This is a genomic window from uncultured Sphingomonas sp. (assembly GCF_964237155.1).
GTDB lineage: Bacteria > Pseudomonadota > Alphaproteobacteria > Sphingomonadales > Sphingomonadaceae > Sphingomonas.
In genome coordinates this window covers 1-22,248 of record NZ_CAXSHH010000024.1, presented here as the reverse complement: position 1 = coordinate 22,248, position 22,248 = coordinate 1, and the positions used below count along the sequence as shown (strand labels likewise).

20 protein-coding genes and 3 pseudogenes are annotated in these 22,248 nt (G+C 67.6%); 11 read left to right on the top strand and 12 right to left on the bottom strand.

Annotated elements, in window-relative coordinates:
• Window positions 1-6: 6 nt before the first annotated feature.
• Entirely contained in the window at window positions 7-747 is a 741-nt protein-coding gene (locus ACFE71_RS07525; protein WP_375428190.1) for a Bax inhibitor-1 family protein, read from the bottom strand.
• A 127-nt stretch (window positions 748-874) separates the two neighbouring features.
• Here ACFE71_RS07525 and thpR point away from each other — a divergent pair, with 127 nt between their 5' ends.
• The 4 genes and pseudogenes from thpR to ACFE71_RS07505 all read left to right on the top strand — a co-directional run.
• A complete protein-coding gene (gene thpR, locus ACFE71_RS07520) occupies window positions 875-1,438 on the top strand; it encodes an RNA 2',3'-cyclic phosphodiesterase (RefSeq protein ID WP_375428189.1) in 564 nt (187 codons plus the stop codon).
• Between the two features lie 66 nt (window positions 1,439-1,504).
• Window positions 1,505-2,500: an SGNH/GDSL hydrolase family protein gene (locus tag ACFE71_RS07515; RefSeq protein ID WP_375428188.1), complete on the top strand. Its 996-nt coding sequence runs from the start codon at window positions 1,505-1,507 to the stop codon at window positions 2,498-2,500.
• 267 nt (window positions 2,501-2,767) lie between these two features.
• A pseudogene (locus tag ACFE71_RS07510) lies at window positions 2,768-3,622 on the top strand (SGNH/GDSL hydrolase family protein); the annotation flags it as partial.
• 24 nt (window positions 3,623-3,646) lie between these two features.
• Window positions 3,647-3,763, top strand: a pseudogene (locus tag ACFE71_RS07505) (PEPxxWA-CTERM sorting domain-containing protein); the annotation flags it as partial.
• 404 nt (window positions 3,764-4,167) lie between these two features.
• On the opposite strand, the gene ACFE71_RS07500 reads toward ACFE71_RS07505, so the two are convergent.
• Window positions 4,168-5,388, bottom strand: a complete 1,221-nt coding sequence (locus ACFE71_RS07500; RefSeq protein ID WP_375428187.1) for an acyltransferase family protein — start codon at window positions 5,386-5,388, stop codon at window positions 4,168-4,170.
• 476 nt (window positions 5,389-5,864) lie between these two features.
• Here ACFE71_RS07500 and ACFE71_RS07495 point away from each other — a divergent pair, with 476 nt between their 5' ends.
• Window positions 5,865-7,436 (top strand): spinster family MFS transporter, encoded by a 1,572-nt coding sequence (locus tag ACFE71_RS07495; RefSeq protein ID WP_375428186.1) that lies wholly within the window; start codon window positions 5,865-5,867, stop codon window positions 7,434-7,436.
• Here the strand turns inward: ACFE71_RS07495 and ACFE71_RS07490 are convergent.
• A complete protein-coding gene (locus ACFE71_RS07490; RefSeq protein WP_375428185.1) occupies window positions 7,433-7,969 on the bottom strand; it encodes a superoxide dismutase family protein in 537 nt (178 codons plus the stop codon). The two genes, ACFE71_RS07495 and ACFE71_RS07490, sit on opposite strands and share 4 nt — an antisense overlap.
• Before the next feature lie 96 nt (window positions 7,970-8,065).
• Between ACFE71_RS07490 and hemW the strand changes: the two genes are divergently transcribed.
• Window positions 8,066-9,223: a radical SAM family heme chaperone HemW gene (gene hemW, locus ACFE71_RS07485; protein ID WP_375428184.1), complete on the top strand. Its 1,158-nt coding sequence runs from the start codon at window positions 8,066-8,068 to the stop codon at window positions 9,221-9,223.
• Here hemW and ACFE71_RS07480 read toward each other — a convergent pair.
• Window positions 9,220-10,425, bottom strand: coding sequence for a penicillin-binding protein activator (locus tag ACFE71_RS07480; protein ID WP_375428183.1), 1,206 nt, complete (start codon window positions 10,423-10,425; stop codon window positions 9,220-9,222). The two genes, hemW and ACFE71_RS07480, sit on opposite strands and share 4 nt — an antisense overlap.
• On the opposite strand from ACFE71_RS07480, the gene rsmI reads away from it, so the two are divergent.
• From rsmI to ACFE71_RS07460, 4 genes are all read left to right on the top strand, one after another.
• Window positions 10,424-11,266 carry a 16S rRNA (cytidine(1402)-2'-O)-methyltransferase gene (rsmI, locus tag ACFE71_RS07475; RefSeq protein WP_375428182.1) on the top strand — a complete coding sequence of 281 codons (843 nt, stop codon included), beginning with the start codon at window positions 10,424-10,426 and terminating at the stop codon, window positions 11,264-11,266. The genes ACFE71_RS07480 and rsmI overlap by 2 nt on opposite strands.
• Window positions 11,263-11,631, top strand: a complete 369-nt coding sequence (locus ACFE71_RS07470) for a YraN family protein (protein WP_375428181.1) — start codon at window positions 11,263-11,265, stop codon at window positions 11,629-11,631. Before rsmI ends, ACFE71_RS07470 begins: the two co-directional genes overlap by 4 nt.
• Before the next feature lie 127 nt (window positions 11,632-11,758).
• Complete coding sequence (gene gshB, locus ACFE71_RS07465) at window positions 11,759-12,721, top strand: glutathione synthase (RefSeq protein ID WP_375428180.1); 963 nt, start codon at window positions 11,759-11,761, stop codon at window positions 12,719-12,721.
• A gap of 39 nt (window positions 12,722-12,760) precedes the next feature.
• A complete protein-coding gene (locus tag ACFE71_RS07460) occupies window positions 12,761-13,372 on the top strand; it encodes a DedA family protein (RefSeq protein ID WP_375428179.1) in 612 nt (203 codons plus the stop codon).
• Here ACFE71_RS07460 and ACFE71_RS07455 read toward each other — a convergent pair.
• On the bottom strand, window positions 13,354-14,241 hold the full coding sequence (locus ACFE71_RS07455; protein WP_375428178.1) for a tyrosine recombinase XerC: 888 nt from the start codon (window positions 14,239-14,241) through the stop codon (window positions 13,354-13,356). The two genes, ACFE71_RS07460 and ACFE71_RS07455, sit on opposite strands and share 19 nt — an antisense overlap.
• 264 nt (window positions 14,242-14,505) lie before the next feature.
• Here ACFE71_RS07455 and ACFE71_RS07450 point away from each other — a divergent pair, with 264 nt between their 5' ends.
• The gene (locus ACFE71_RS07450; RefSeq protein WP_375428177.1) at window positions 14,506-16,674 is read left to right on the top strand and encodes a primosomal protein N'; all 2,169 of its coding nucleotides are present in this window, start codon (window positions 14,506-14,508) and stop codon (window positions 16,672-16,674) included.
• On the opposite strand, the gene ACFE71_RS07445 is transcribed toward ACFE71_RS07450, so the two are convergent.
• From ACFE71_RS07445 to ACFE71_RS07415, 7 genes and pseudogenes are all read right to left on the bottom strand, one after another.
• Complete coding sequence (locus ACFE71_RS07445) at window positions 16,671-18,176, bottom strand: ArnT family glycosyltransferase (protein ID WP_375428176.1); 1,506 nt, start codon at window positions 18,174-18,176, stop codon at window positions 16,671-16,673. The two genes, ACFE71_RS07450 and ACFE71_RS07445, sit on opposite strands and share 4 nt — an antisense overlap.
• Window positions 18,177-18,243: 67 nt before the next feature.
• Window positions 18,244-18,495 (bottom strand): ATP synthase F1 subunit epsilon, encoded by a 252-nt coding sequence (locus tag ACFE71_RS07440; RefSeq protein WP_375428175.1) that lies wholly within the window; start codon window positions 18,493-18,495, stop codon window positions 18,244-18,246.
• Between the two features lie 110 nt (window positions 18,496-18,605).
• Window positions 18,606-18,854, bottom strand: a complete 249-nt coding sequence (locus tag ACFE71_RS07435; protein ID WP_375428174.1) for a hypothetical protein — start codon at window positions 18,852-18,854, stop codon at window positions 18,606-18,608.
• A gap of 35 nt (window positions 18,855-18,889) precedes the next feature.
• Complete coding sequence (gene atpD, locus ACFE71_RS07430; protein ID WP_375428208.1) at window positions 18,890-20,341, bottom strand: F0F1 ATP synthase subunit beta; 1,452 nt, start codon at window positions 20,339-20,341, stop codon at window positions 18,890-18,892.
• Between the two features lie 33 nt (window positions 20,342-20,374).
• Window positions 20,375-20,977: a hypothetical protein gene (locus ACFE71_RS07425; protein ID WP_375428173.1), complete on the bottom strand. Its 603-nt coding sequence runs from the start codon at window positions 20,975-20,977 to the stop codon at window positions 20,375-20,377.
• Between the two features lie 4 nt (window positions 20,978-20,981).
• Window positions 20,982-21,869, bottom strand: coding sequence for a F0F1 ATP synthase subunit gamma (locus tag ACFE71_RS07420; protein WP_375428172.1), 888 nt, complete (start codon window positions 21,867-21,869; stop codon window positions 20,982-20,984).
• Window positions 21,870-22,248, bottom strand: a pseudogene (locus tag ACFE71_RS07415) (F0F1 ATP synthase subunit alpha); the annotation flags it as partial.

Genomic DNA, 22,248 nt, shown 5'->3' with positions numbered 1-22,248 from the left:
CAAAGCTCAGTCGCGGCTGCCGCCCATGAAGGAAAGCAGGAACTGGAACATGTTCACGAAGTCGAGATACAGCGACAGCGCGCCCATGATGACCACCTTGCCCATCATGTCGGTGCCCGCGACCTGGTCGTACATGCCCTTGATCCGCTGCGTGTCGTAGGCGGTGAGCCCCGCGAACAGCAGGACGCCGATCGCGCTGATCACCAGGCTGAATGCCGAGGACTGCAGCCAGATGTTGAGCAGCGACGCGACCAGCAGCCCGACCACGCCCATGATGAGGAACGTGCCGAACGCCGACAGGTCGCGCTTGGTCGTATAGCCATAAAGGCTCAGCGCCAGGAACGCCGTCGCCGTCGCGAAGAAGGTGATCGCGATCGATCCGCCTGTATAGCGCAGGAAGATCGTCGACATGGACAGGCCCATGATCGCCGCGAACGCCCAGAAGGTAGCCTGGGTGGCCGCCGTCGACAGGCGGTTGATGCCGAAGCTCAGCACCAGGATGAACGCCAGCGGGGCGAACATGATGACGTACTTCAGCGGCCCCGGCGACAGGAACACCTGCGCGGCCATCCCGCTCTGCGCGAACAGCAGCGCGACGATGCCCGTGAGCAGCACGCCCGAGGCCATGTAGTTATAAACGGACAGCATGTACCGGCGAAGACCCGCGTCATACGCGTCCGTGCGCACGCCCGGGCGCTGGGCGCCGAAGGCGGAAGCGGCGGGCCGGGGGTCGGACCAATTAGCCATGGTGAAAACCAGCTCCTTTGCGCCGGTTTCAGGAGGAACCGGCATGCTATGAATATCGTATGTGTAATGGTGCAATACAAGCGAAACCGATACGCGATCTTGCCCCGACAACGCTGGACCCGCCCCGATGATCCGCCTCTTCGTCGCCCTGCGTCCACCCGCTCAGATCCGGGACGCGCTCCTCGACCTGGAGACCGATGTCGACGACGCGCGCTGGCAGGACGAGGACCAGCTCCACCTAACCCTCCGCTTCATCGGCGAGGTCGAGCGCGTCCAGGCCGAGGATATCGCCGCCGCGCTCGAGGTGCTCCGCGCGCCCGCGCCTACCGTCCAGCTCGCCGGGGTCGGCGCGTTCGGCGGGCGCGGCCGGTCGGGCCAGCTCTGGGCGGGCCTCGACCCCCGCGGGTCCCTCGCCGCGCTTCACCGCAAGGTCGACCAGACATGCGTCCGCGCGGGCCTGCCCCCGGAACACCGCGCCTTCGTCCCTCACATGACCGTCGCCCGCCTACCCCGGCGCCTGCCCCTGGGCGCGCCGGAGGTGACGGCCTGGCTCCGGCGTCACGCCGCCCTCACCAGCGATCCCTTCACCCTCGACCGCCTCATACTCTATCGTAGCCATCTCGGGCCCACGGGCGCGAGCTACGAGGCCGTGCTCGCCGTGCCCCTCGCTACGGGCGACCGAGCACACTGATTCGTGTCATTTACACCGCTTCGGAACCGCTGTTACACCTGCTTAACCATAAAACAGGAGGACAGGATGAGCAGGACGATCATACTCGGCTTGGCGATGGCGTTCGCGGCGATCGCCAGTCCCGCCGCGGCGCAGACCGCGCCGCGCTACACCTCGTTGACGGTCTTTGGCGACAGCCTCGTCGATGCGGGCAACATCCGGTCGCTTGGTTTGGGCGCCGATCCCGCGCGCGGCTATTTCGAGGGGCGGTTCACCAACGGCTACGACTATACCGACCTCCTCAGCATCAGGCTCTACGGCGCGCCGACCGTCGCGTCGCGGCTGGGTGGCACGAATTTCGCGTTCGGCAACGCGCGGGCCAGCACGACGTCGGGCGTTCCGGATCTCGTCGAACAGCTCGCGCTGTATGGTGGCTACCTCGCGGGTGGCGGGACCGTCGACCGGACCGGCCTGTATGTCCTGAACTTCGGTGGGAACGACATCTTCGCCGCGCAGGGCGCCGGCGCGCCGACGGGGTTCGCGAGCGACAGCGCCTTCCTCCAGAACGCCGCGTCGACCTATGCGGGCGGCGTCCAGGCGCTCCGCGACCTCGGCGCGCGCAATTTCCTGATCACCGGCTTTCCCGTCGCGTCGGGCACTGGCTTGTCCTTCTCGCTCGAGGCGGAGGGCTACCTCACGACCGCCCTCGGCGACCTGAACCTCTCGGGCGACACGACCCTGTACCGGTTCAGCTACCTCGACTTCTTCCAGCGGCTGACCGCCTCGCCGAGCGCGTTCGGACTGCCGGAGCCGCTCATCCAGCCGGACCCGACCCGCCCCGACCGCGGCACCTGCCAGGGCGCGAACGCCTTTCCGGCCTGCACCGGCTATTTCTCGTTCGACGGCGTCCACCCGACCGCCGCGATCCAGCGGGCCGCGTTCGACGACATGGACCGTCAGTTCAACCTGTCGGGGGCGGTCCCGGAACCGGCGAGCTGGGCCATGATGATCATCGGCTTCGGCGTGATCGGCGGCGCGCTGCGTCGCCGCGACAAGGTCACGGTGCGCGTCGGCTTCGGCTGACACCGGACCTGAACGACCTTTCGGCAAAGGCCGTCGATCGAAGGATCGGCGGCCTTTCGCACTTCAGGACCGGAATCATGGAACGGATATGCGAGCCGAACATGTCAGCGACCGAAAAGATTTGTTGGACATACCCGTAACGATGGGCACCAAACACGTCCGCGCCTGTTCGCAAGTAGTGGAGCGCGGAAGGACTGTGATCCGACAGTTCCTCTTCTCTTCCATGCACGGCATCCAAGACTAACTTGGTTTAGGAAGGAAGAATCGATGCGCTATGGACTTGCCGCGTTGGCATTGCTGGCTTCGGCCGCTTTCTCGGCTCCCGGTTGGGCGGCCTCCTACATCGCGCTCGGCGACTCGATCACCTTCGGCGAGACCGACCTTCGCTACGTCCCGTCGAACGGTGACCGCGGTTACGTGCACGACTTCGCGGACGTGCTCGCCGCCCGGAACGGCGGCGCCCGGCCGACCGTGTTCAATCTCGCGATCGACGGGGAGACCGCGTCCAGCTTCTTCACCGGCTTCGGCCGCACCCCGCCCGTGGCGGGTCGCGGCGACCTGCCCCTCGCGCTGCAGAACACGAACTATTCGGGGCCGATCCCGCTGTCCCAGAGCGCCACTCTCCTCCAGCGCGCCGGACAAGTGGCCGCCTCCGGGGACACCATAAGCACCGTCTCGATAACGCTGGGCTTCAACGAACTCGCGGCATTGTCGGCCCTGCCGTCCGACGTCGGGCTGGCCGCGATCGCTCCAACGCTCGACCGTTACCGCACCGAATACGGCGCGGTGCTCGGGCAGATCCGCTCGGTCGCCCCGACCGCCGATCTCTACATCCTCAACTATTTCAATCCGTTTCCCGGCGACGACAATGCGACGGCCAACCCGGCCTCGCCCATTTTCGCGGCGGGCGGACCCCGCCTCAACGCGATCATCCGGGAACTGGCCGGGCAGTATAGCGGCATCTATGTCGACAATTTCACGCCGTTCGTTGGCCGGGAGCGCGAGCTGACCTTCATCGACGAGGTCGGGAACGGAGACCGCACGCCGCCGCCCTATTCGCAGTTCGACATGGGCCTGGCCCCGATCGGCAACGTCCACCCGACCGAGCAGGGCTATGTGGTCATCGCGCAGCAGCTGGCGGCGAGCTCGGGCGCCGTGCCCGAACCGGCGACCTGGGCGATGATGATCGTCGGCTTCGGCGCGATCGGCTTCACCATGCGCCGCGGCAAGCGCGCCGCGACCGTCCGGTTCGAGCACGCCTGAACCGCCCGGGCTGGGAACGCCGTCGGCCGATCAAGGTCGGCGGCGCTCCCGCTCGCGCCGTTTGACATGGAGAGCGACCCACTCCGGAGACTCGCGACCGATGATGGACGTCCTCTCGCTAAGGCCCCGCCGTCGACGGGGCATCTTGGGGAAGCGGCGACCTTCCTTCCGACTTGAGAAAGGGTCTGGAACTCGGGAGAAGCTAGCTAGCGTAACAACCTTGGATTGCGAAACCGATCCCACCAAACCCGACCAGTACCGCGCTGAAATAGGCGACTAGGATATCTGATAAGTGCCGACCAGAGGTACTCTCCAGGGATCGTCGCGCGGCTCGAAGTCCGGGCCCGCGAGATGGACCGGCGATCTGCATCTTTTCAAGAGTAGGATATTTGTCCTACGAATGGCTACCCCGCTGTACCCGGATGTAACGTCTCGGTTATCTTCGCAGAGCTAGCGGAAAAGCGTTTCTTCAGCTTTAGGAACTTCTTCTCGACTAAGTGCCACGAAAAATAAGAAAACAAGCCTGTAAGAAGAATTGCAGGAACTGCTAGGCCAAAGAAATTATTTCTGAGAGCTGGAAAAATCTGGACGAGAGCTTGGCTGATTGGAAATCCGTAAAGGTAAATCCCGTACGAGTAGTCTCCCGATTGCAAGATTTTGCTCTTTGGAATCCGCGACAGGCCAATGAACATCGCAACATACGCAACGAACAAGGGCGCGAGGTAAACTCCATACGGCTTCGTGATTAAAAAGTATGACGCTACAGCACTAAGTACGAATAACGCATAATTGTACGGAATATGATTCCGCCATTGATAAAAAGTCACTCCGACAAAAAAGTAATATATATTGGTGCTACCTGATAGAACTTCAGGATTGTAACTCGTAGTCAAATCTATAATCAGCAATATTATCGAAACTAACGCAAATATTATAGTATATATGTAGCGATTAAAAACAATTGTACTTATCATGAGAATAGCAAGTACAGCATATGAATAAAACTCGCTAGGTAATGTCCACAGGTTGGCATTCAGCGCGTGCTTATCGCCACTACCGGAGAAAATTACGCCGGGTAGTTCCATTTGCACGATACCCAGGATGTTTCCCAAATACGACCAGAACAACGAGTCTTGGAAATACATCATTAGCGGGAGTGACGTGAAAAACGCGCCTATGAGTACTGCGGAGAGCACGACTTCTACACAGAGAGCCGGAAAAATCCGGAAAAAGCGAAGTGCAAGAAATGGACCGACCTTCTTGGTGCGGAAGGCACTTCCCGAAACTAGAAACCCGCTAAGCGCGAAAAACATTGGAACGTGCGTAAGCACAAGAGGCATTGTTACACCCGGCTGGGCGAGTCCGGCTGGAGGGGCGGCACCCGTGTGCTCGGCACCTACTACAACGCTTAACGTCGTCGCCTGCCCATTCAGCACGACGTCGGGGGGAGAGGCGCTATATAGGGATGCCAAAAGATTCCAGAACTCGGCGAACACGCCGCGAGTACCACCGACGCTGGCCAAGTGAGCTAAGAGGATCGCCAACGCCAACGCGAGGCGGAGAGCATCGAAACCCGGCCCGGCTCCTTTGTTCTCTTCTAGAATCTGCCCGAACGTCTTTCGCACCGACGCGTACTCCCCCGAAGCCACCCTCGACCGGGCTTATCGTACGTCGGACATGAAGCCAACACCGCACCAAGGCGCTGGAGAACTCCGGTGATATATAAACTTCCATGCGCGACCATCACGCACGGCAAGCAGGGAGCGACGGCGAGCGTCAACATCGCGCAACTAGGCCCCGGCCTTCGCCGGGGAGGGATGCCGGGAGATGCTCCTCCCCTACCGTCATGCCGGACTTGTTCCGGCATCCATCGTTGGGCGCTTCCCATAGCTGGGATGTTCAGACGTTCGTAGACCCTGGAACAGGTCCGGGGTGACGACGATGACGGTCGGGCTGCCGCGCACCACCCACCGTTCTTGGCGTGAACTTTGGTGAACTTCCGACCAGCCTACGCTCCCGTGGCGCACCCGCCCGAACGCGCCCGTTGACGTCCCCGCCCCCGCCCCGCATCACCGGCCCGGAACGAACACCCGGAGAGCACATGGCCACCACCGCCCCCGCGGACACCCCGCCCGCCAGCGAGCCCCAAGCGTCCGGCTACGCCTGGTACGTCCTGTCGATCCTGTTCCTCGTCTACATCCTGAACTTCGTCGACCGGCAGATCATCTCGATCCTGGCGGAGGACATCAAGCGCGACTTGGACCTGACCGACGCCGATCTCGGCTTCCTCTACGGCACCGCTTTCGGCGTGTTCTATTCGCTGTTCGGCATCCCGCTCGGGCGGTTGGCCGACAACTGGCACCGGGTCAGGCTGATGACGGGCGGCCTCGCGCTCTGGTCGGCGATGACCGCCTTGTCGGGCTTCTCGTCCAGCGGCACGCAGTTGACCGCCGCCCGCATCGGCGTCGGCATCGGCGAGGCTACCGCGAGCCCCGCCGCCTACTCGCTCATCTCCGACTGGTTCCCCAAACGGCTCCGCGCGACCGCGCTCTCCATCTACTCGGCCGGGCTGTATGTCGGCGGCGGCGCGTCGCTGTTCCTGGGCGGGCTCATCGTCCAGAACTGGAACCGCGCCTATCCGGACGGCGGACCGCTCGGGCTGGCGGGGTGGCAGGCGGCGTTCCTCGCGGTCGGCATCCCCGGCCTCCTCCTGGCGGCCTGGATCGCCACGCTGCGCGAACCCGTGCGCGGCCGGTCGGAGGGCATGGCGCAGCCGCCGCATCCCGCCCCGTTCCGCACCTTCTTCGACGAACTGCTGACCATAGTCCCCCCGCTCACCCTGTTCGGCGCCGCGCGCCAGGGCCGCCGCGCCTTCGCCATCAACGCGCTCGCGGCGGGCCTGACCGTGCTCGTCGCGCGGCTGATGATCGGCGCGGGCGAACCGGCGCCGCAATGGATCGCGATCGGCATCGGTGTCTATGCCGTCTTCTCCTGGGCCGCCGCGCTTCGCCTGCGCGACCCCGCCACCTTCGCGCTGATCGTCGCCACGCCCGCCTTTCTCTGCACGGTCGTCGCCTACGGGCTCAACTCGTTTCTGGCCTACGCCGCGAGCTTTTGGGCCGCCCCCTATGCGCTCCGCACGCTGGCGATGACCCCGTCGGAGGCCGGCCTCTATATCGGCGGCTGCGGTGCGTTGGCGGGGTTCCTGGGCGTGACGATCGGCGGACTGGTCGCCGACCGCTTGCGTCGTCGCCATGCCGCGGGCCGCCTATGGGTCGTGCTGTTCGGCGCGCTCGCGCAACCGCCCCTTCTCGCGGTCGCCTTCACCGCGGGATCGCCGCTCGTCTTCTTCCCCGCGATCTTCATCGGCCAGCTCTTCGCCAGCACCGCGCTCGGCGCGGCCGCCGCGACGACGCAGGACCTGGTCATGCCCCGCATGCGCGGCACCGCCACCGCGACCTTCTTCATCGGCACGACGCTCCTGGGTCTCGCGCTCGGACCCTACATCGCCGGCCGCGTGTCGATGCTGTCCGGAAGCCTGTCGACCGGCATGCTTTCGCTGCTGCTCTCCGTCCCGATCACCGTGGCGGCGGCGATCGCCGCGATCCGCCTGGTCCCCACCGCCGAAGCCACCCGCGAGGATCGCGCCCGCGCGGCGGGCGAGGCGATCTAACCGAGTTGGAACACCCCGCAGGCGATCCGCGCGCCGCTGTTCCCGGACGGATCGGTCTGCAGGTCGTCGGCGGCCGCGTGGATCAGCATCGCCGCCCCGTCCGCGTCCAACAGTCCCGCCATCGTCGCGCCCGCCATCGTCAGCGCCAGCGTGCCCCGACCGTCCTCGCCGATCGTAAGGTTGGGCAGGTCGCCCAGATGCGGCCCCTGCGGATTGTTCGCGCCGTGCTTGGCCGCGGTCGGGTTCCAATGCCCGCCCGCGCTCTCGAACCCCGGCGCGTCGCACCGCCCGACCGCATGGACGTGCGCGCCGTGCATCCCCGCCGGCACCCCGCGCGCGTCGAGAGTGAAGCGCACCCCGCCCGCCACCTCGCGCGCCGTCGCCCGCCCCGCCTCCATGCCGGTCGCCGTCCGCATCGTCGCCGTCGCGATCCGCCCGCCCGCCAGCGGCTCGCCCACCACCGGCTCGCGCTCGCCGCACGCCCCGAGCAGGGCCCCAAACAGAACAGGGCCCGCCATCACCATCATGCGCATCGTTTCTTCTCCGTTTCGACAGGAAAACGACAACTCGCCGCGCCCGGTTCCCGGCTTCGCGGATCGATGCCGGCGCTGTAAGGGCCTGTCGCAATCATGACCGGCTCACAAGACCTCGCGCTCTACGTCCACTGGCCGTTCTGCGTCTCCAGATGCCCCTATTGCGACTTCAACAGCCACGTCCGCGCGGCCGTGGACCAGGCCGCGTGGCGCGACGCGCTCCTCGCCGACCTGGCGCATGAGGCCGTGCTCCTTCCCGACCGCCGCCTGACCTCCGTCTTCTTCGGCGGCGGCACCCCCTCGCTCATGCCCCCAGATACCGTCGCGGCAGTCCTGGACGCAGCGGTCGCCGCCTGGACCCCCGCCGCCGATCTGGAAGTGACCCTGGAAGCCAATCCCTCCTCCGTCGAGGCCGCGCGCTTCGCCGACCTTGCCCGCGCGGGCGTCGGCCGCGTCTCGCTCGGCCTGCAATCGCTCGACGATGCGGCCCTGGGCTTTCTCGGTCGCGCCCACGGCGTACGCGAGGGTCTGGCCGCGCTCGACATCGCGCAATCCGTGTTCCCGCGCGTCGGCTTCGACCTGATATACGCCTTGCCCGGCCAGCGCCTCGAAGCCTGGAAGGCCGAACTGTCCCGCGCGATGTCCTTCGGCACCGAGCATTTGTCGCTCTACCAGCTCACCGTCGAACCCGGCACCCGCTTCGCGACGGAGGAAGCGGCCGGACGCTTGGTCATCCCCGACGGCGACACCGCCGCCGACCTGTTCGAGCTCACGCGCAGCCTGACGGCGACGGCTGGCCTCCCCGCCTACGAGACCTCCAACCACGCCCGCCCTGGCGCCGAGAGCCGCCACAACCTGACCTATTGGCGGTACGGCGACTATGCCGGCATCGGCCCCGGCGCGCATGGCCGGCGCGGCGGCCTCGCCACGACCCGCCGCCGCAAGCCGGAGAATTGGCTCGCCGCGGTCGTGCGCGACGGCCACGGCATCGAGCGCGAGGATCCCCTCGACCCGCACACCCGCGCGGTCGAGGCGTTGCTCATGGGCCTGCGCCTGACCGAAGGCGTCGACCTCGACCGTGTCGCCCGCCTCGCCGGGGGAGAAGCCCCGGTCGACTTGCCCGCGATCGCGCTACTGGGACGTCAGGGCCTGCTCGCCCGCGATGGCCCCCGCCTTCGCGCGACCGAGGCGGGCGCGCTGCTCCTCGACGGCATCCTCCGCGCGGTCGTCCGCCCGGAGCCGGTTCCCGCCTAGCGTCCGAACCCGGCGGGCGCGGGCGAGACCACCACCGTCGTCCCGCCGCGTATCTCCTGAACCTCCAGCGCGCGCTCGGCGGCGTTGTCGCGCCCGAAGCGGAACGCCCCGTCGATACCGGAAAATCCGCCCGCGTCGCGCAACCGACTCTCGGGAAAGGCGTCGCCGATCCGCCAGTCCCGCGCGATCCTGACCGTCAGCAGCACCGCATCGTATCCCAGGCTCGACAGCCGGTACGGCGCCGCCCCGAACCGCGCCCGGTACTTGCCCGCATATTGCCGGTAGAAGGTGTCGGACACGCTCGCGAACCAAGCGCCGTTGAGCTGCGGCTTGCCTGCGACCCCGGCTTCCGAGTTCCACAGCTCGGTCCCCAGCAGCCGCGTCGCCGCTCCCGCCCCACGCTTGACCAACGGCGCGGCCGCCGCGGCCGGGTTGCCGCCATCCGCGATCATGACCGCGTCGTAAGGCGCCTTCGTGTTCAGCCGCGTCACGGCCTGCGCGATCCCCCCTGGCTGCCGCCCATAGGTCTGCAGCGACACGACCTGTCCGCCCGCCCCCTCGACCGATCGCAGGAACGCCGTCGACGCCCGCTCGCCATACAAGCCGTTCGGCACCAGCGCACCGAAGGTCGCGACCCCTCGCCCGCGCGAGAACTCGACCACCCGCGCGATCGACTGGGCGGGCAGGTACCCCATCAGGTACGCCCCGTTCCCCGCCACGCTCCCGTCGTTCGAGAAGCTGACCACCGGCACCCCGGCCGCGCGGGCCAGCGGCGCGACGATCCGGACATCGTCGGCGAGCAGCGGCCCCAGGATCAGCTGCGCCCCGTCCGCGATCGCCCGGCGCACGGCGGCGGCCGCTCCCGGTCCGGTATCATAATTGGTGATCCGCACCTGCTGGCTCTGGGTGTCGAGCAGCGCGAGCTGCGTGGCGTTGGCGATGGATTGGCCCACCCCGGCATTGCCGCCCGACAGCGGCACGAGCAGCGCGACGCGGTGGCGCTGGGTATCGCGCGGGATATCGGCGTCGAACACCGGTCCCGGCGCGGGCGCGGGCCGTTCGATCGAAGGCTCGGGAGCGGCCGCCGGCGCGGGGCCGCGCGGAACGACGGTCTGGCATGCGCAGAGCGACAGCGCCGCCGCGAGCGCCGCCCAGCGCCGTGCATGGACGCCGCCTTCGTAAGTACTTACCGCCTGGTTCATGAACGCTCCCTCGGAACCTCTTGGGCCAGGCCTCTACATCGTCGCGACCCCGATCGGCAATCTCGGCGACCTCTCCCCCCGCGCCGCCGACGTGCTCGCGCGAGCGGATATCGTCGCCGTGGAGGACAGCCGCGTCACCGCCGGGCTGCTCCGCCATATCGGTATCAAACGGCCGATGACGCCGTATCACGACCACAATGCCGAAGGCGTCCGTCCCGGCCTCGTCGCGCGCATGGCGACGCAGGCGGTCGCGCTCGTCTCGGACGCGGGCACCCCGCTCATCTCCGATCCCGGGTACAAGCTGGTTCGCGACGCCCGCGCGGCCGGGCATGGCGTGGTGACGATCCCCGGCCCGTGCGCGGCCGTCGCGGCGCTGACGCTGGCGGGGCTTCCGACCGATCGATTCCTGTTCGTCGGCTTCCTGCCATCGAAGGCGCAAGCACGCGCGACCGCCATCGCCGAACTCGCGACCATCCGCGCCACGCTGGTCCTCTACGAGTCGGGCCCACGACTCGCCGCTTGCCTCCGGGCGCTCGCCGACGGCCTTGGCGACCGGGACGCGTCCATCGCGCGCGAGATCACCAAGCGTTTCGAAGAGGCGGTGACGGGCAAGCTCTCCGACCTGGCCGCCCGCTACGCCGACGCCCCGCCCCGAGGCGAGATCGTGATCGTCGTCGCCCCGCCCGGCGAGCCCGAAGCCGCGAGCGAGGCCGACGCGGACGCCGCGCTGATGGAGGCGCTGACGCGCCTCCCCGCCTCCAAGGCGGCTGGCGAAGTGGCCAAGGCGCTCGGCCTCGACCGCCGCGCGCTGTACGCCCGCGCATTGGAGCTGAGGGGTTGAGGGCCAGGAACCCCGACGAACGCCGCCGCGCGGAGGCGGCGGGGCGGCGTGGCGAACGCCTCGCGGGCTGGTGGCTCAGGCTCAAGGGCTGGCGCATCCTCGACCGCCGCGTGCGCACCCCGGCGGGCGAGGTCGACCTGGTCGCCCGGCGCGGCAACCTGATCGCCTTCGTCGAGGTCAAGGCGCGCGCCACCGCCGCCGAGCTGGATTTCGCCATCGACGAACGCCGCCTCGCCCGCGTCGCGGCGGCGGCGGAGATGCTGATGCCGCGCTATGCAGGCCCGGGCGACGACATCCGGGTCGACGTTATCCTCATCGCGCCGGGCGTGCGGCCCCGGCACATCGAGAATGCCTGGATCGGGTGACGTCCGCCTACCCCAGCCCGTCACCCCGGACTTGTTCCGGGGTCCCGCTTCTTCTTATCGGCGAGCCCGCCTATGCGGCTATAGCGGGACCCCGGAACAAGTCCGGGGTGACGAACGGAGTTAAGCGATGCCCCTGACCGTCGCCGTCCAGATGGACCCCCTCGACACCATCAACATCGCGGGCGACTCGAGCTTTGCCCTGATGCTGGCTGCCCAGAAGCGCGGTCACCGCCTGTTCCACTACACCGCCGACCGGCTCAACTATTCATCGGGCCGTGTCTGGGCGCGCGCGAACCCCGTCACTGTCGAACCCGTCCAGGGTGCGCACTTCCACTTTGAGGAGCCGATCGCGCTCGATCTGGGCGGCGAAGCCGACGTGGTGCTGATGCGCCAGGACCCGCCGTTCGACCTCGGCTATATCACCGCCACCCACCTGCTTGAACGGATCGCCGACCGCACGCTGGTCGTCAACGATCCCGCCAGCGTCCGCAACGCGCCCGAGAAACTGTGGGTCCTCGACTATGCGCGCTTCATGCCGCCGACGCTGGTCACCCGCGAGCTGGACGAGGCGCGCGCGTTCCTGGCCGAGCACGGCGAGGTCGTGGTCAAGCCGCTTCACGGGAACGGCGGCAAGGCCATCTTCCACGTCCGTGCGGGCGGGGAGAACCTGTCCGCGCTAATCGAGGTGTTCAACGCCGCCTACCGCGAGCCGCACATGGTCCAGGCCTTCCTCCCCGCCGTGGCGAAGGGCGACAAGCGCATCGTGCTCGTCGACGGCGAGGTCGCGGGCGCGATCAACCGGGTGCCCGGCCAGGGCGAGATCCGCTCCAACCTCGCGGTCGGCGGGTCGGCGGAGAAGACGGCCCTCACCGAGCGCGAGCGCGAGATCTGCGCGGTGCTCGCCCCGGAATTGAAGCGACGCGGGCTGCTGTTCGTCGGCATCGACGTGATCGGCGGCGAGTGGCTGACGGAGATCAACGTGACGAGCCCGACCGGGATCGTCGCGATCGAGCGGTTCGACGGAAGCGATGTGACCGGCATGATCTGGGACGCTATCGAGGCTAAGGTGGCGACTCGTGCCGGCGGCTGACCCGGGAACAACCCCGACCTTTCCGCGCTGACCCCGGCAATGACCGACCTCATCATCCGCGCGATCGCCTGGGGCGGGTATCTCGGCATCTTCCTGCTGATGGCGTTGGAGAATGTCGTGCCGCCGATCCCGTCGGAGGTGATCATGGGCCTGGGCGGCATCGCCGTCGCCCGCGGGCATATGGAACTGGCGCCGCTTGTCGCGGTCGGGACGCTCGGCACCACGGTCGGCAACTATTTCTGGTACGCGCTCGGGCGACGGCTCGGCTATCGCGGGCTGAAGCCGTTCGTCGACCGGTGGGGTCGTTGGCTCACGCTCGACTGGGAGGAGGTGGAGCGGATCAACCGGTTCTTCCACCGCCGCGGACACTGGGTCGTGTTCGTGTTCCGCTTCCTGCCCGTGTTCCGGACGATCGTGTCGCTCCCCGCGGGCATGGCGGCGATGCCGCGCTGGAAATTCATTCTATGGACCACGGCCGGCGCGGCGATCTGGAACTTCATCCTCGCCCAGGCGGGCGTCCTCCTGGGCAGTCGTTTCGGCGAGCTCGACCACTATGTCGGCCCGGTCGCGATCGCGACGACGGCGTTGATCGTCGTCGGCTATATCTACCGCGTCTTGACCTGGGAACCGCGTCACTCCGCGCGGGGGTGAGCGTTCCGGTACACGTCCATCAGATGCGCCGCGTCGACGGCGGTATAGACCTGGGTCGAGCTCAGGCTCGCATGGCCCAGCAATTCCTGCAACGCGCGCAGATCGGCCCCGCGCCCCAGCAGGTGCGTCGCGAAGCTGTGGCGCAACGCGTGCGGCGTCGTCCGGTCGGAAAGCCCGAGCCGCCCACGCGCGCGGCGCACCGACGTGCGGATGATCCCCGGTGACAGGGGCCCGCCCTTCGCCCCTCGGAATAGCGGCGCGACGCGTTCGGTCGGCCACGGCGACGCCTCCGCGTACGTTTCCACCGCATCGCGCACCTGCGGCAGCAGCGGCACGATCCGCGTCTTGCCGCGCTTGCCCAACACGCTCAGCGTCCGCCCGAGCGGCAGCACCGCGCCCGTCAGTCCGACCGCTTCGCCGATCCGGAGACCCGCGCCATACAGCAGCAGCAGCACCGCCCAGTCCCGCGCCCCGATCCACGGCTCGGCCGCGTCCTCCGCCACCTCCGCCGCGAGCGCGATTGCCTCATGCGGCGCGATCGGGCGCGGCACGCCCGCCTTGACGCGCGGCCCCTTCAGGCGCGGACCGGCAGCGCCCTCACCCGCCCAACCCAGGAAGGCCCGCACCGCCGACAGCTCTCGCGCCGCCGATGCGTTGCCCAGTCCCTCGGCCCGCCGATGCGCCAAGAAGGCCCGCAGATCGGCGGTGGTGGTCTCGCCAAGCCGCGCCCGTCCGACCGCTTCGCCCCAATGCGCTTGAAGAAAGGCCAGCAGTCGCTCGGCCGTCGATCGATACGCCCGGACCGTATGGATCGACCGCCGCCGGTCGCGCAGGAGATGCGCCGCGAAAGCGACGGGCGGATCGTCCATCATCCCCTCCGTCTAAGCCGCTCCCGGTCACGCGGAAAGTGCTGTCCTACAGCCCGGATCATCCTTAGCCTGCCGGTGCTCTTTCTCATCGTCGATCCCGCGCCCGTGCAAGCACGAACGCACGTTACGCGGCACCTTCGCCAACATCCGGCCGTCAACTCGTTGTGATCGCATGATTCGCGGTTTTCGCGCCCGCATCGTTTTCGCACCGGAACAGATCGAAAACGGTTCACCTATGGCCGGATACCACCCATATGAACCCGCATGTCGCGCGTCCGCGTTCTCGTCCTGAACTCCGCCCTGGGACCCCTCGATTACCGCGTGCCCCACGGCATGGCGGTCGAGCCGGGGTCGATCGTGGTCGCGCCGCTCGGCCCGCGCCAGCTGCTGGGCGTCGTGTGGGAGGCCGATCGGCTGCCGTCGGACAAGGAGGTCGGCGACAACCGCCTGCGCCATCTGCTCGCCGTCGCCGACGTCGCCCCGGTCGGCGCTCCGCTCCGCCGCCTCATCGAGTGGACGTCCGACTATTACCTGGCCCCGCCGGCGTCGGTCATGCGTATGACGCTCGCCTCCACCTCCGCGCTGGAGGGCGCGCGCCGGGTGATCGAGTACCGTGCGACGGGCGAGGTGCCGCCTCGCCTCACGCCCCAGCGCGCGCAGGCGCTGGAGCGCATCGGCGACCGCCAGGGCCTGATCCGCGAGCTCGCCACCATCGCCGACGTGTCGGAGGCCGTGATCCGCGGCCTGGTCAAGGTCGGCGCGATGGAGGCGGTCGAGATCGACGTGGACAGCCCCTACCCCGTCCCCGACCCGGATCATGCCCCGCCCGAGTTGTCGCCCGAACAGCAAGCCGCCGCCGACTGCCTAGTGGCGGGCGTCGGGGCACAGGCGTTCGAGCCGACGCTGCTCGATGGCGTCACGGGCTCCGGCAAGACCGAGGTCTATTTCGAGGCGGTCGCCGAGGCGATCCGCTCGGGCCGGCAATGCCTGGTGCTCCTCCCCGAGATCGCGCTGACCGAGCCGTTCCTGAAGCGGTTCCATGACCGTTTCGGCTGCGAGCCGGTGGCCTGGCACTCGGGCCTGCGCTCCACCCAACGCCGCCGCGCCTGGCGCGCGATCGCGAGCGGGGAGGCCCGCGTCGTGGTCGGCGCGCGCTCGGCGCTGTTCCTGCCCTACGCTAGGCTCGGCCTCATCGTGGTCGACGAGGCGCACGAGACGAGCTTCAAGCAAGAGGACGGCGTCCATTACCACGCGCGTGACGTCGCGGTGATGCGCGGACGGTTCGAGGATTGCCCGGTGATCCTCGCCTCCGCCACCCCCGCGATCGAGACGCGCCAGCAGGTCGCGCTCGGCCGCTACCGCGAGGTCCAGCTTCCCGCCCGCTACGGCGCGGCGGAGATGCCGACGATCGAGGCGATCGACCTGATCGCGGAGCCGCCCGAGCGCGGCCGCTGGCTGTCGCCCCGCCTCGTCCAGGCGCTGGAGGACCGGCTGGGCAAGCGCGAACAGTCGCTCCTGTTCCTAAACCGCCGGGGCTATGCGCCGCTCACCCTATGCCGCGCGTGCGGGCACCGGTTCCAGTGTCCCAACTGCACCGCCTGGATGGTCGAGCACCGGCTCACGCGCCGCCTCGCCTGCCACCATTGCGGGCACCTGGAGCCGGTGCCGCGCGTCTGCCCGGAGTGCCAGGCGGAGGACATGCTCGTCCCTTGCGGCCCCGGGGTCGAGCGCATCGCCGACGAGGTGACGGTACGCTTTCCCGAAGCTCGGGTCGCGGTGGTCACCTCCGACACGATCTGGTCGCCCGCCAAGGCGGCGGAGTTCGTCGGGCGGATGGATGCGGGCGACATCGACATCGTGGTGGGCACTCAACTCGTGACCAAGGGGTATCATTTCCCCAATCTGACGCTGGTGGGGGTGGTCGACGCCGACCTCGGCCTGTCCGGCGGCGACCTGCGCGCGGCGGAGCGGACGTTTCAGCAGATCCGCCAGGTGTCGGGCCGCGCCGGGCGGGGGGCCAAGCCCGGCCACGTTTTCATCCAGACGCACAGCCCCAAGGTGGGCGTGATGCAGGCGCTCGTCACCGGCGACGCCGACGCGTTCTACGCGGCGGAGACCGAGTCGCGGCGCGAGGCGGACGCGCCGCCCTTCGGCCGCTACGCCGCGATCATCGTGTCGTCGGAGGACCAAACGGCGGCGGCGGAGACTGCCCGCCTGATCGGCCGCGCCGCGCCGGAGGCGGACGGGATGGCCGTCTACGGCCCCGCCCCCGCGCCGCTGGCGATGCTACGCGGACGGCACCGGTTCCGGCTGCTGGTGCATGCCAGGCGGGCGCTCGACGTGCAGGACGTGATCCGGGAGTGGCTGGGCAACCTGGTATGGCCGGCCAAGGTACGAGTCGCGGTCGATGTGGACCCGTACAGCTTCCTCTAGTCGCGCCGCCAGATCACCAGTCGCTCATCGGGCGTGAAGTAACGGTGCGGTAAGCGCGCGACGACATGATACTCGCGAAGTAACAAGCGTTTTAGATGCTGCTCCATCTCCATCGCCCGATCAGGCCGCGGCGGCGCATCGACGGTGATGACCGTGCCCGGTCGCCGCGCCATGGCGGCGTCCAGCTCTGCTTTGGGATCGACACCGAGCGCGGCCTGCTCACGATTGGAGCTGAGATGGGCGCTGAACGCGAAGCGGGTAACGCGGCAGGCATCGGTGAGATGATAATATGCGACTGGCCCCTCGTAGATGAGCAGGCAGCGCGTCGTCACGTCGGCCGGTAGCGCTTGCAAGACGGTGCGCGCGATGACTCGCTCGGCGAGGCCAATCCGCGGCATGAAATATTGGGTGTGAAGCGTGGGCCAGACCATCACTCCCAGGAAAAGAGCCGGACCCGACCTGCGTACATTGAAGGCCTCGGCGATCAAAGGCGTCGCGGCAAGCAACAGCGGCAACGCGTAATGAGGATAATAGCCGCCGATCGCCGCGAAGTCCACCGAGGCGACCGCGATCCATCCGAGCCGGAATGCGGTTCCGCGGTCCCAGTGCGTGAACCGGCGGGTGCGCGCCCATACGCCGAGAAGCGCCAACAGCAGGATTGGTGCGACGAGCACCACCGTCTCTCCTAACATGCTTCCGACGGCCAAGTCGTCGGGCCGCCCCTTCGCGATCACGGACAGGACGTTGGCGTGCCACCAGGCGGGCAAGAAACCGACCATTGCGTAGTATGCGACCACTGCGAACGTCGGCGCGGCACCTACCGCTGCGAGTTGTCCCGCCCACCGGATCGCGACGGTATTGCTACAGGCCGTCTCCGAGACGCGCCAAAGATACCAAGCGGCGAAGAACGCGCCCTCGAAGACGGCATTGGTCTTCAGCTGCAGCGCGCACCCGGCGAGCAGCACCGCGCCGATCATCTCCCTACGCGAACGGGCCATCAGTGGATCGGCTTCGGCGCGGAGCGTCAACCATGCGGCGGCGATGATCGGCAGGTTGTAGAAGACCGGCGTCTGAGTGGTATCGCCCCATAGTTCGATCTGCGCCGCGAGATGGAAAAGCCCCGCCATCGTGGCCGCAGACCAGCCTACCTCGCGACGAGCCAAGAGAAAGACGAACCACGCCGTGCCCGCCGCGAAGCAGGTGGCCACGATCTGCGCCGCCAGAACCCCGTCGCCGGGCAGCAGGCGGATCGCGGCGAACAGCATGAAGAGGCCGAAGGGCTTTCGATCCCAAAGGTCGACGTAGGGCAGCTCACCATGCCAAAGCCGATCGCCGATCAGGAGATAGAGCTGTTCGTCCAACCCGGCGATCGGATTGCCGAACTGACCGCGTCGAAGGATGATCGCAGCGACCAGGAGTACGATCGCCGCGCTGACGGCCGGACGAACGAGCCGGCGCGAGCGTACGTTCGACCCGGCGACGATCGGCGTGTGGACGGTCATCGGCTTCCCCGGTTTTTCAGGAGAACCCTCAACCAACGATGGTTAAAGTGGCGCTAACGCTGTCGGGTCAGTCGACCCGCTCGGCGAGCACCGTCAGCCCGGTAGCCGTAACCTCCGCGAAGCCGCCGGAGATCGCCACCGTCTCCGCCTCGCCGCGCTCGGTGCGGTACACCGACAGCGCGCCGTCGCGGATCGTCGACATGAAGGGCGCATGCCCCTCGAGCACGCCGAAATCGCCCTCTGTGCCGGGGACGACGACCATGTGGACCTCCTCCGACCGGACGAGGCGTTCGGGGGTGACGAGTTCGAAGTGGAGCATGAATTACTCTGTTATCCGAAGGACAATAATGAAGGCACATGCCACGATGTAATTAGCAGCGAAGAACCTAGCGAATGTCCAGTTCGCGCGCGCCCTGAACAGTTCGCCGCTCACAGTTTCACGACGGCGATGATCGCGCCGGCAGTCGCGATGATGACGCCCATCAGCCAGATCAAGATTTGCGTCTTAGCTACCTCGATTTTGGCCGCGAGTCGCTCCTCCATGAGCTGTATGTCGAGCTTCGTCGCCACTCCTTCCGTGACTGAACGACCAATAGCAGCGGCGATCGCCTCCGCTTGAGCGGCCGGCAACTCGGTCGCCTTCAGATCGCGAGCATTGGAAAGCGTGTCGATGTTCACTCGTCCACCCTATCCAAAGCGCGGACTGAAGTCGACTACGCCTCCTGAGCCATCTTCTCGGCCTTGGCGACCGCCTCGTCGATGCCGCCGACCATGTAGAACGCGCCTTCGGGCAAGTGGTCGTACTCGCCGTCGACGACCGCCTTGAAGGAGCGGATCGTGTCCTCGATCTGGACGAACTTGCCGGGGATGCCGGTGAAGACCTCGGCGACGTGGAATGGCTGCGACAGGAAGCGCTGGATCTTGCGGGCGCGCTGGACGGTCAGCTTGTCCTCCTCCGACAGCTCGTCCATCCCTAAGATGGCGATGATGTCCTGGAGCGACTTGTAACGCTGGAGCAGCGACTGGACCGCGCGGGCGGTGTCGTAATGCTCCTGGCCGACGGTGCGCGGCTCGAGCACGCGGCTGGTCGAGTCGAGCGGGTCGACGGCGGGGTAGATGCCGAGCTCCGAGATCGCGCGGTTGAGCGTGGTCGTCGCGTCCAGGTGGGCGAACGACGTCGCGGGAGCCGGGTCGGTCAGGTCGTCGGCGGGGACGTAGATCGCCTGCACGGATGTGATCGAGCCCTTGTTGGTCGACGTGATCCGTTCCTGCAGCTGGCCCATGTCGGTCGACAGCGTCGGCTGGTATCCCACCGCCGACGGGATGCGGCCGAGCAGCGCGGACACCTCCGCGCCCGCCTGGGTGAAGCGGAAAATGTTGTCGACGAAGAACAGGACGTCCTGCCCCTCCTGGTCGCGGAAATATTCGGCGATCGTCAGGCCCGACAACGCGACGCGGGCGCGGGCGCCCGGCGGCTCGTTCATCTGACCGAACACGAGCGCGACCTTCGATCCCTCAGGCGTGGCGTTGCCGTCGGCGTCCTTGGCGATGACGCCCGCATCGAGGAACTCGTGATAGAGGTCGTTGCCCTCGCGCGTACGCTCGCCGACGCCAGCGAAGACGGACACGCCGCCATGACCCTTGGCGATGTTGTTGATCAGTTCCTGGATCAACACGGTCTTGCCGACGCCCGCGCCGCCGAACAGCCCGATCTTACCGCCGCGCGCATAGGGGGCGAGCAGATCGATGACCTTGATGCCGGTGACCAGGATCGCGCTCTCGGTCGACTGGTCGATGAACAGGGGGGCCGACGCATGAATGGGGCTGCGCAGGTCGGTCATGACCGGACCGCGCTCGTCGATCGGCTCGCCGACGACGTTCAGGATGCGGCCGAGCGTCATCGGACCGACCGGGACGGTGATCTGCGAGCCGGTGTCGCGGACGACCTGGCCGCGGGTCAGCCCCTCGGTCGCGTCCATGGCGATCGTGCGGACGGTGTTCTCGCCCAGATGCTGCGCGACCTCGAGAACGAGCTTGTTGCCATTATTGTCGGTCTCGAGCGCGGACAGGATGGCGGGGAGGTTCTGGTCGAAATGCACGTCGACCACCGCGCCGATCACCTGCGCGATGCGGCCGACATTGTTGGTCGTCGGGGTGGGGCGGATCATTTCAGCGGCGGTCGCCATGAGTCTTGCCTTTTACGAGTTCGTGGATGCGCCGGTAGCGGCCGGGCGGAGAAAAGTCACGTCGATGCGGGTGTCCGTGGCGGTCACGGTCGCCCGCCGGCCGCCGACCACCGGCTCGGCCGAGCGGCCCGCGCGGACGACCTCGACGAGCGGCGCGCCGTCGGTGATCTGGGCGCGGGTCAGGAACTCGGCGATCAGCCCGGCAAAGCGGTCGCGCGCGGTGGCGGCGTCCTCGGGGTCGTTCAGTTTTAGCACGTAGCTGATCTGGTCGATGCGGTCGGCGGCCGAGCCGGCGACGGTGGCGGTCGCCATGTTGGGCGTGGGCGCGGTCGATCGCGACATCAACCGATCGATCCCGGCGGCGGTATGCGCAGCGCCGACCTTCGAGGCGGCGTAGTCGGGAAGGCCGAAGCCCGCCTGATTGATGGTGCCCACCGTCTGGGCGGGGGAGGCGAACACACGATCCCAGCCGGTCAGTTCCTTGGCGGCCGCGACCTGCGCGACCTCCCGCTCGCGTACCGACCCGCGCTCTTCAACGACGGCCGTAGACGCGGCCTTGTCGTTCGAGCCGCAGGCGGCAAGCATCGCGCAGAGGAGAAGGGCGGCTACGCGCATCTGCTCAGACCGCCTCGGCGCCGGCGATGATCTCGATCAGCTCGGTGGTGATCGCGGCCTGGCGCGTGCGGTTGTATTGGATGGACAGGCGGTTGATCATGTCGCCCGCGTTGCGCGTCGCGTTGTCCATCGCGTTCATGCGCGATCCCTGCTCGGACGCGGCGTTCTCCTGGAGCGCGCGGAATAGCTGGACGGCGATGTTGCGCGGCAGGAGCTCGGCGAGCATCGCTTCCTCGTCCGGTTCGTAATCCACGACGGAGGCGGCGGATGTTGCCGAAGTTAGGGGCATCTGCACCGTCGAAAGCGGCACGGGGATGATCTGGACGCCGACGGGCTCCTGGTTCAGCGCGGAGACGAAGCGGGCGTAGAACAGGTGCGCGACGTCGAACTCGCTGGCCTCGTAGCGGGCGATCAGGTCCTGGGCGAGACCCTGCGCGTCGGCGAAGGCGACCTTCTTGACCCCGGACAGGTCGTGGTCACCAGTGACGTCCTGCGGGTAGAAGCGCTTGAGAACACGTCCCTTTTTTCCGGCAAGATGAAAGCGGACGATCTTGCCCTGCGCCGTCAGCTCGTCGGCCTTGCGACGTGCGGCGCGGACGATGTTGGTGTTGAACGCACCTGCCAGCCCGCGCTCGGAAGTGGCGACGACGAGGAGGTGCGTCCGGTCGCTCCCCGTGCCCGACAGCAGCAGCGGGCCGTTCGCGGATGTTGCCACCTTGGAGGCGAGCGTCTCCATCACGGACGTCAACCGCTCCGCATAGGGTCGCCCGCTCTGCGCGGCGTCCTGCGCACGGCGGAGCTTGGCGGCGGCGACCATCTTCATCGCCTTGGTGATCTTCTGCGTCGACTTCACGGAGCCGATGCGGAGTTTTAGCGCCTTGAGGCTGGCCATTTACGCGAACGACTTCGCGAACTGGTCGAGCGCGTCCTTTAGCGACTCGGTCGTGTCCTTGGACAGGTCGCGCTTGTCGCGAATGTCGGTCAGCACGTTCGCATGGTTGGCACGCATGTCGGAGAGCATCGCGGCCTCGTAGCGCGTGATCTGTTCGACGGGCACCTTGTCGAGATAACCGTTCGTCCCCGCGAAGATCGACACCGTCTGCTCCTCGAACGGCATCGGCGCGAACTGGGGCTGCTTCAGGAGCTCGGTCAGGCGCGCGCCGCGGGCGAGGAGGCGCTGGGTCGAGGCGTCGAGATCGGAGCCGAACTGCGCGAAAGCGGCCATCTCGCGGTATTGGGCGAGTTCGAGCTTGATCGAGCCCGACACCTTC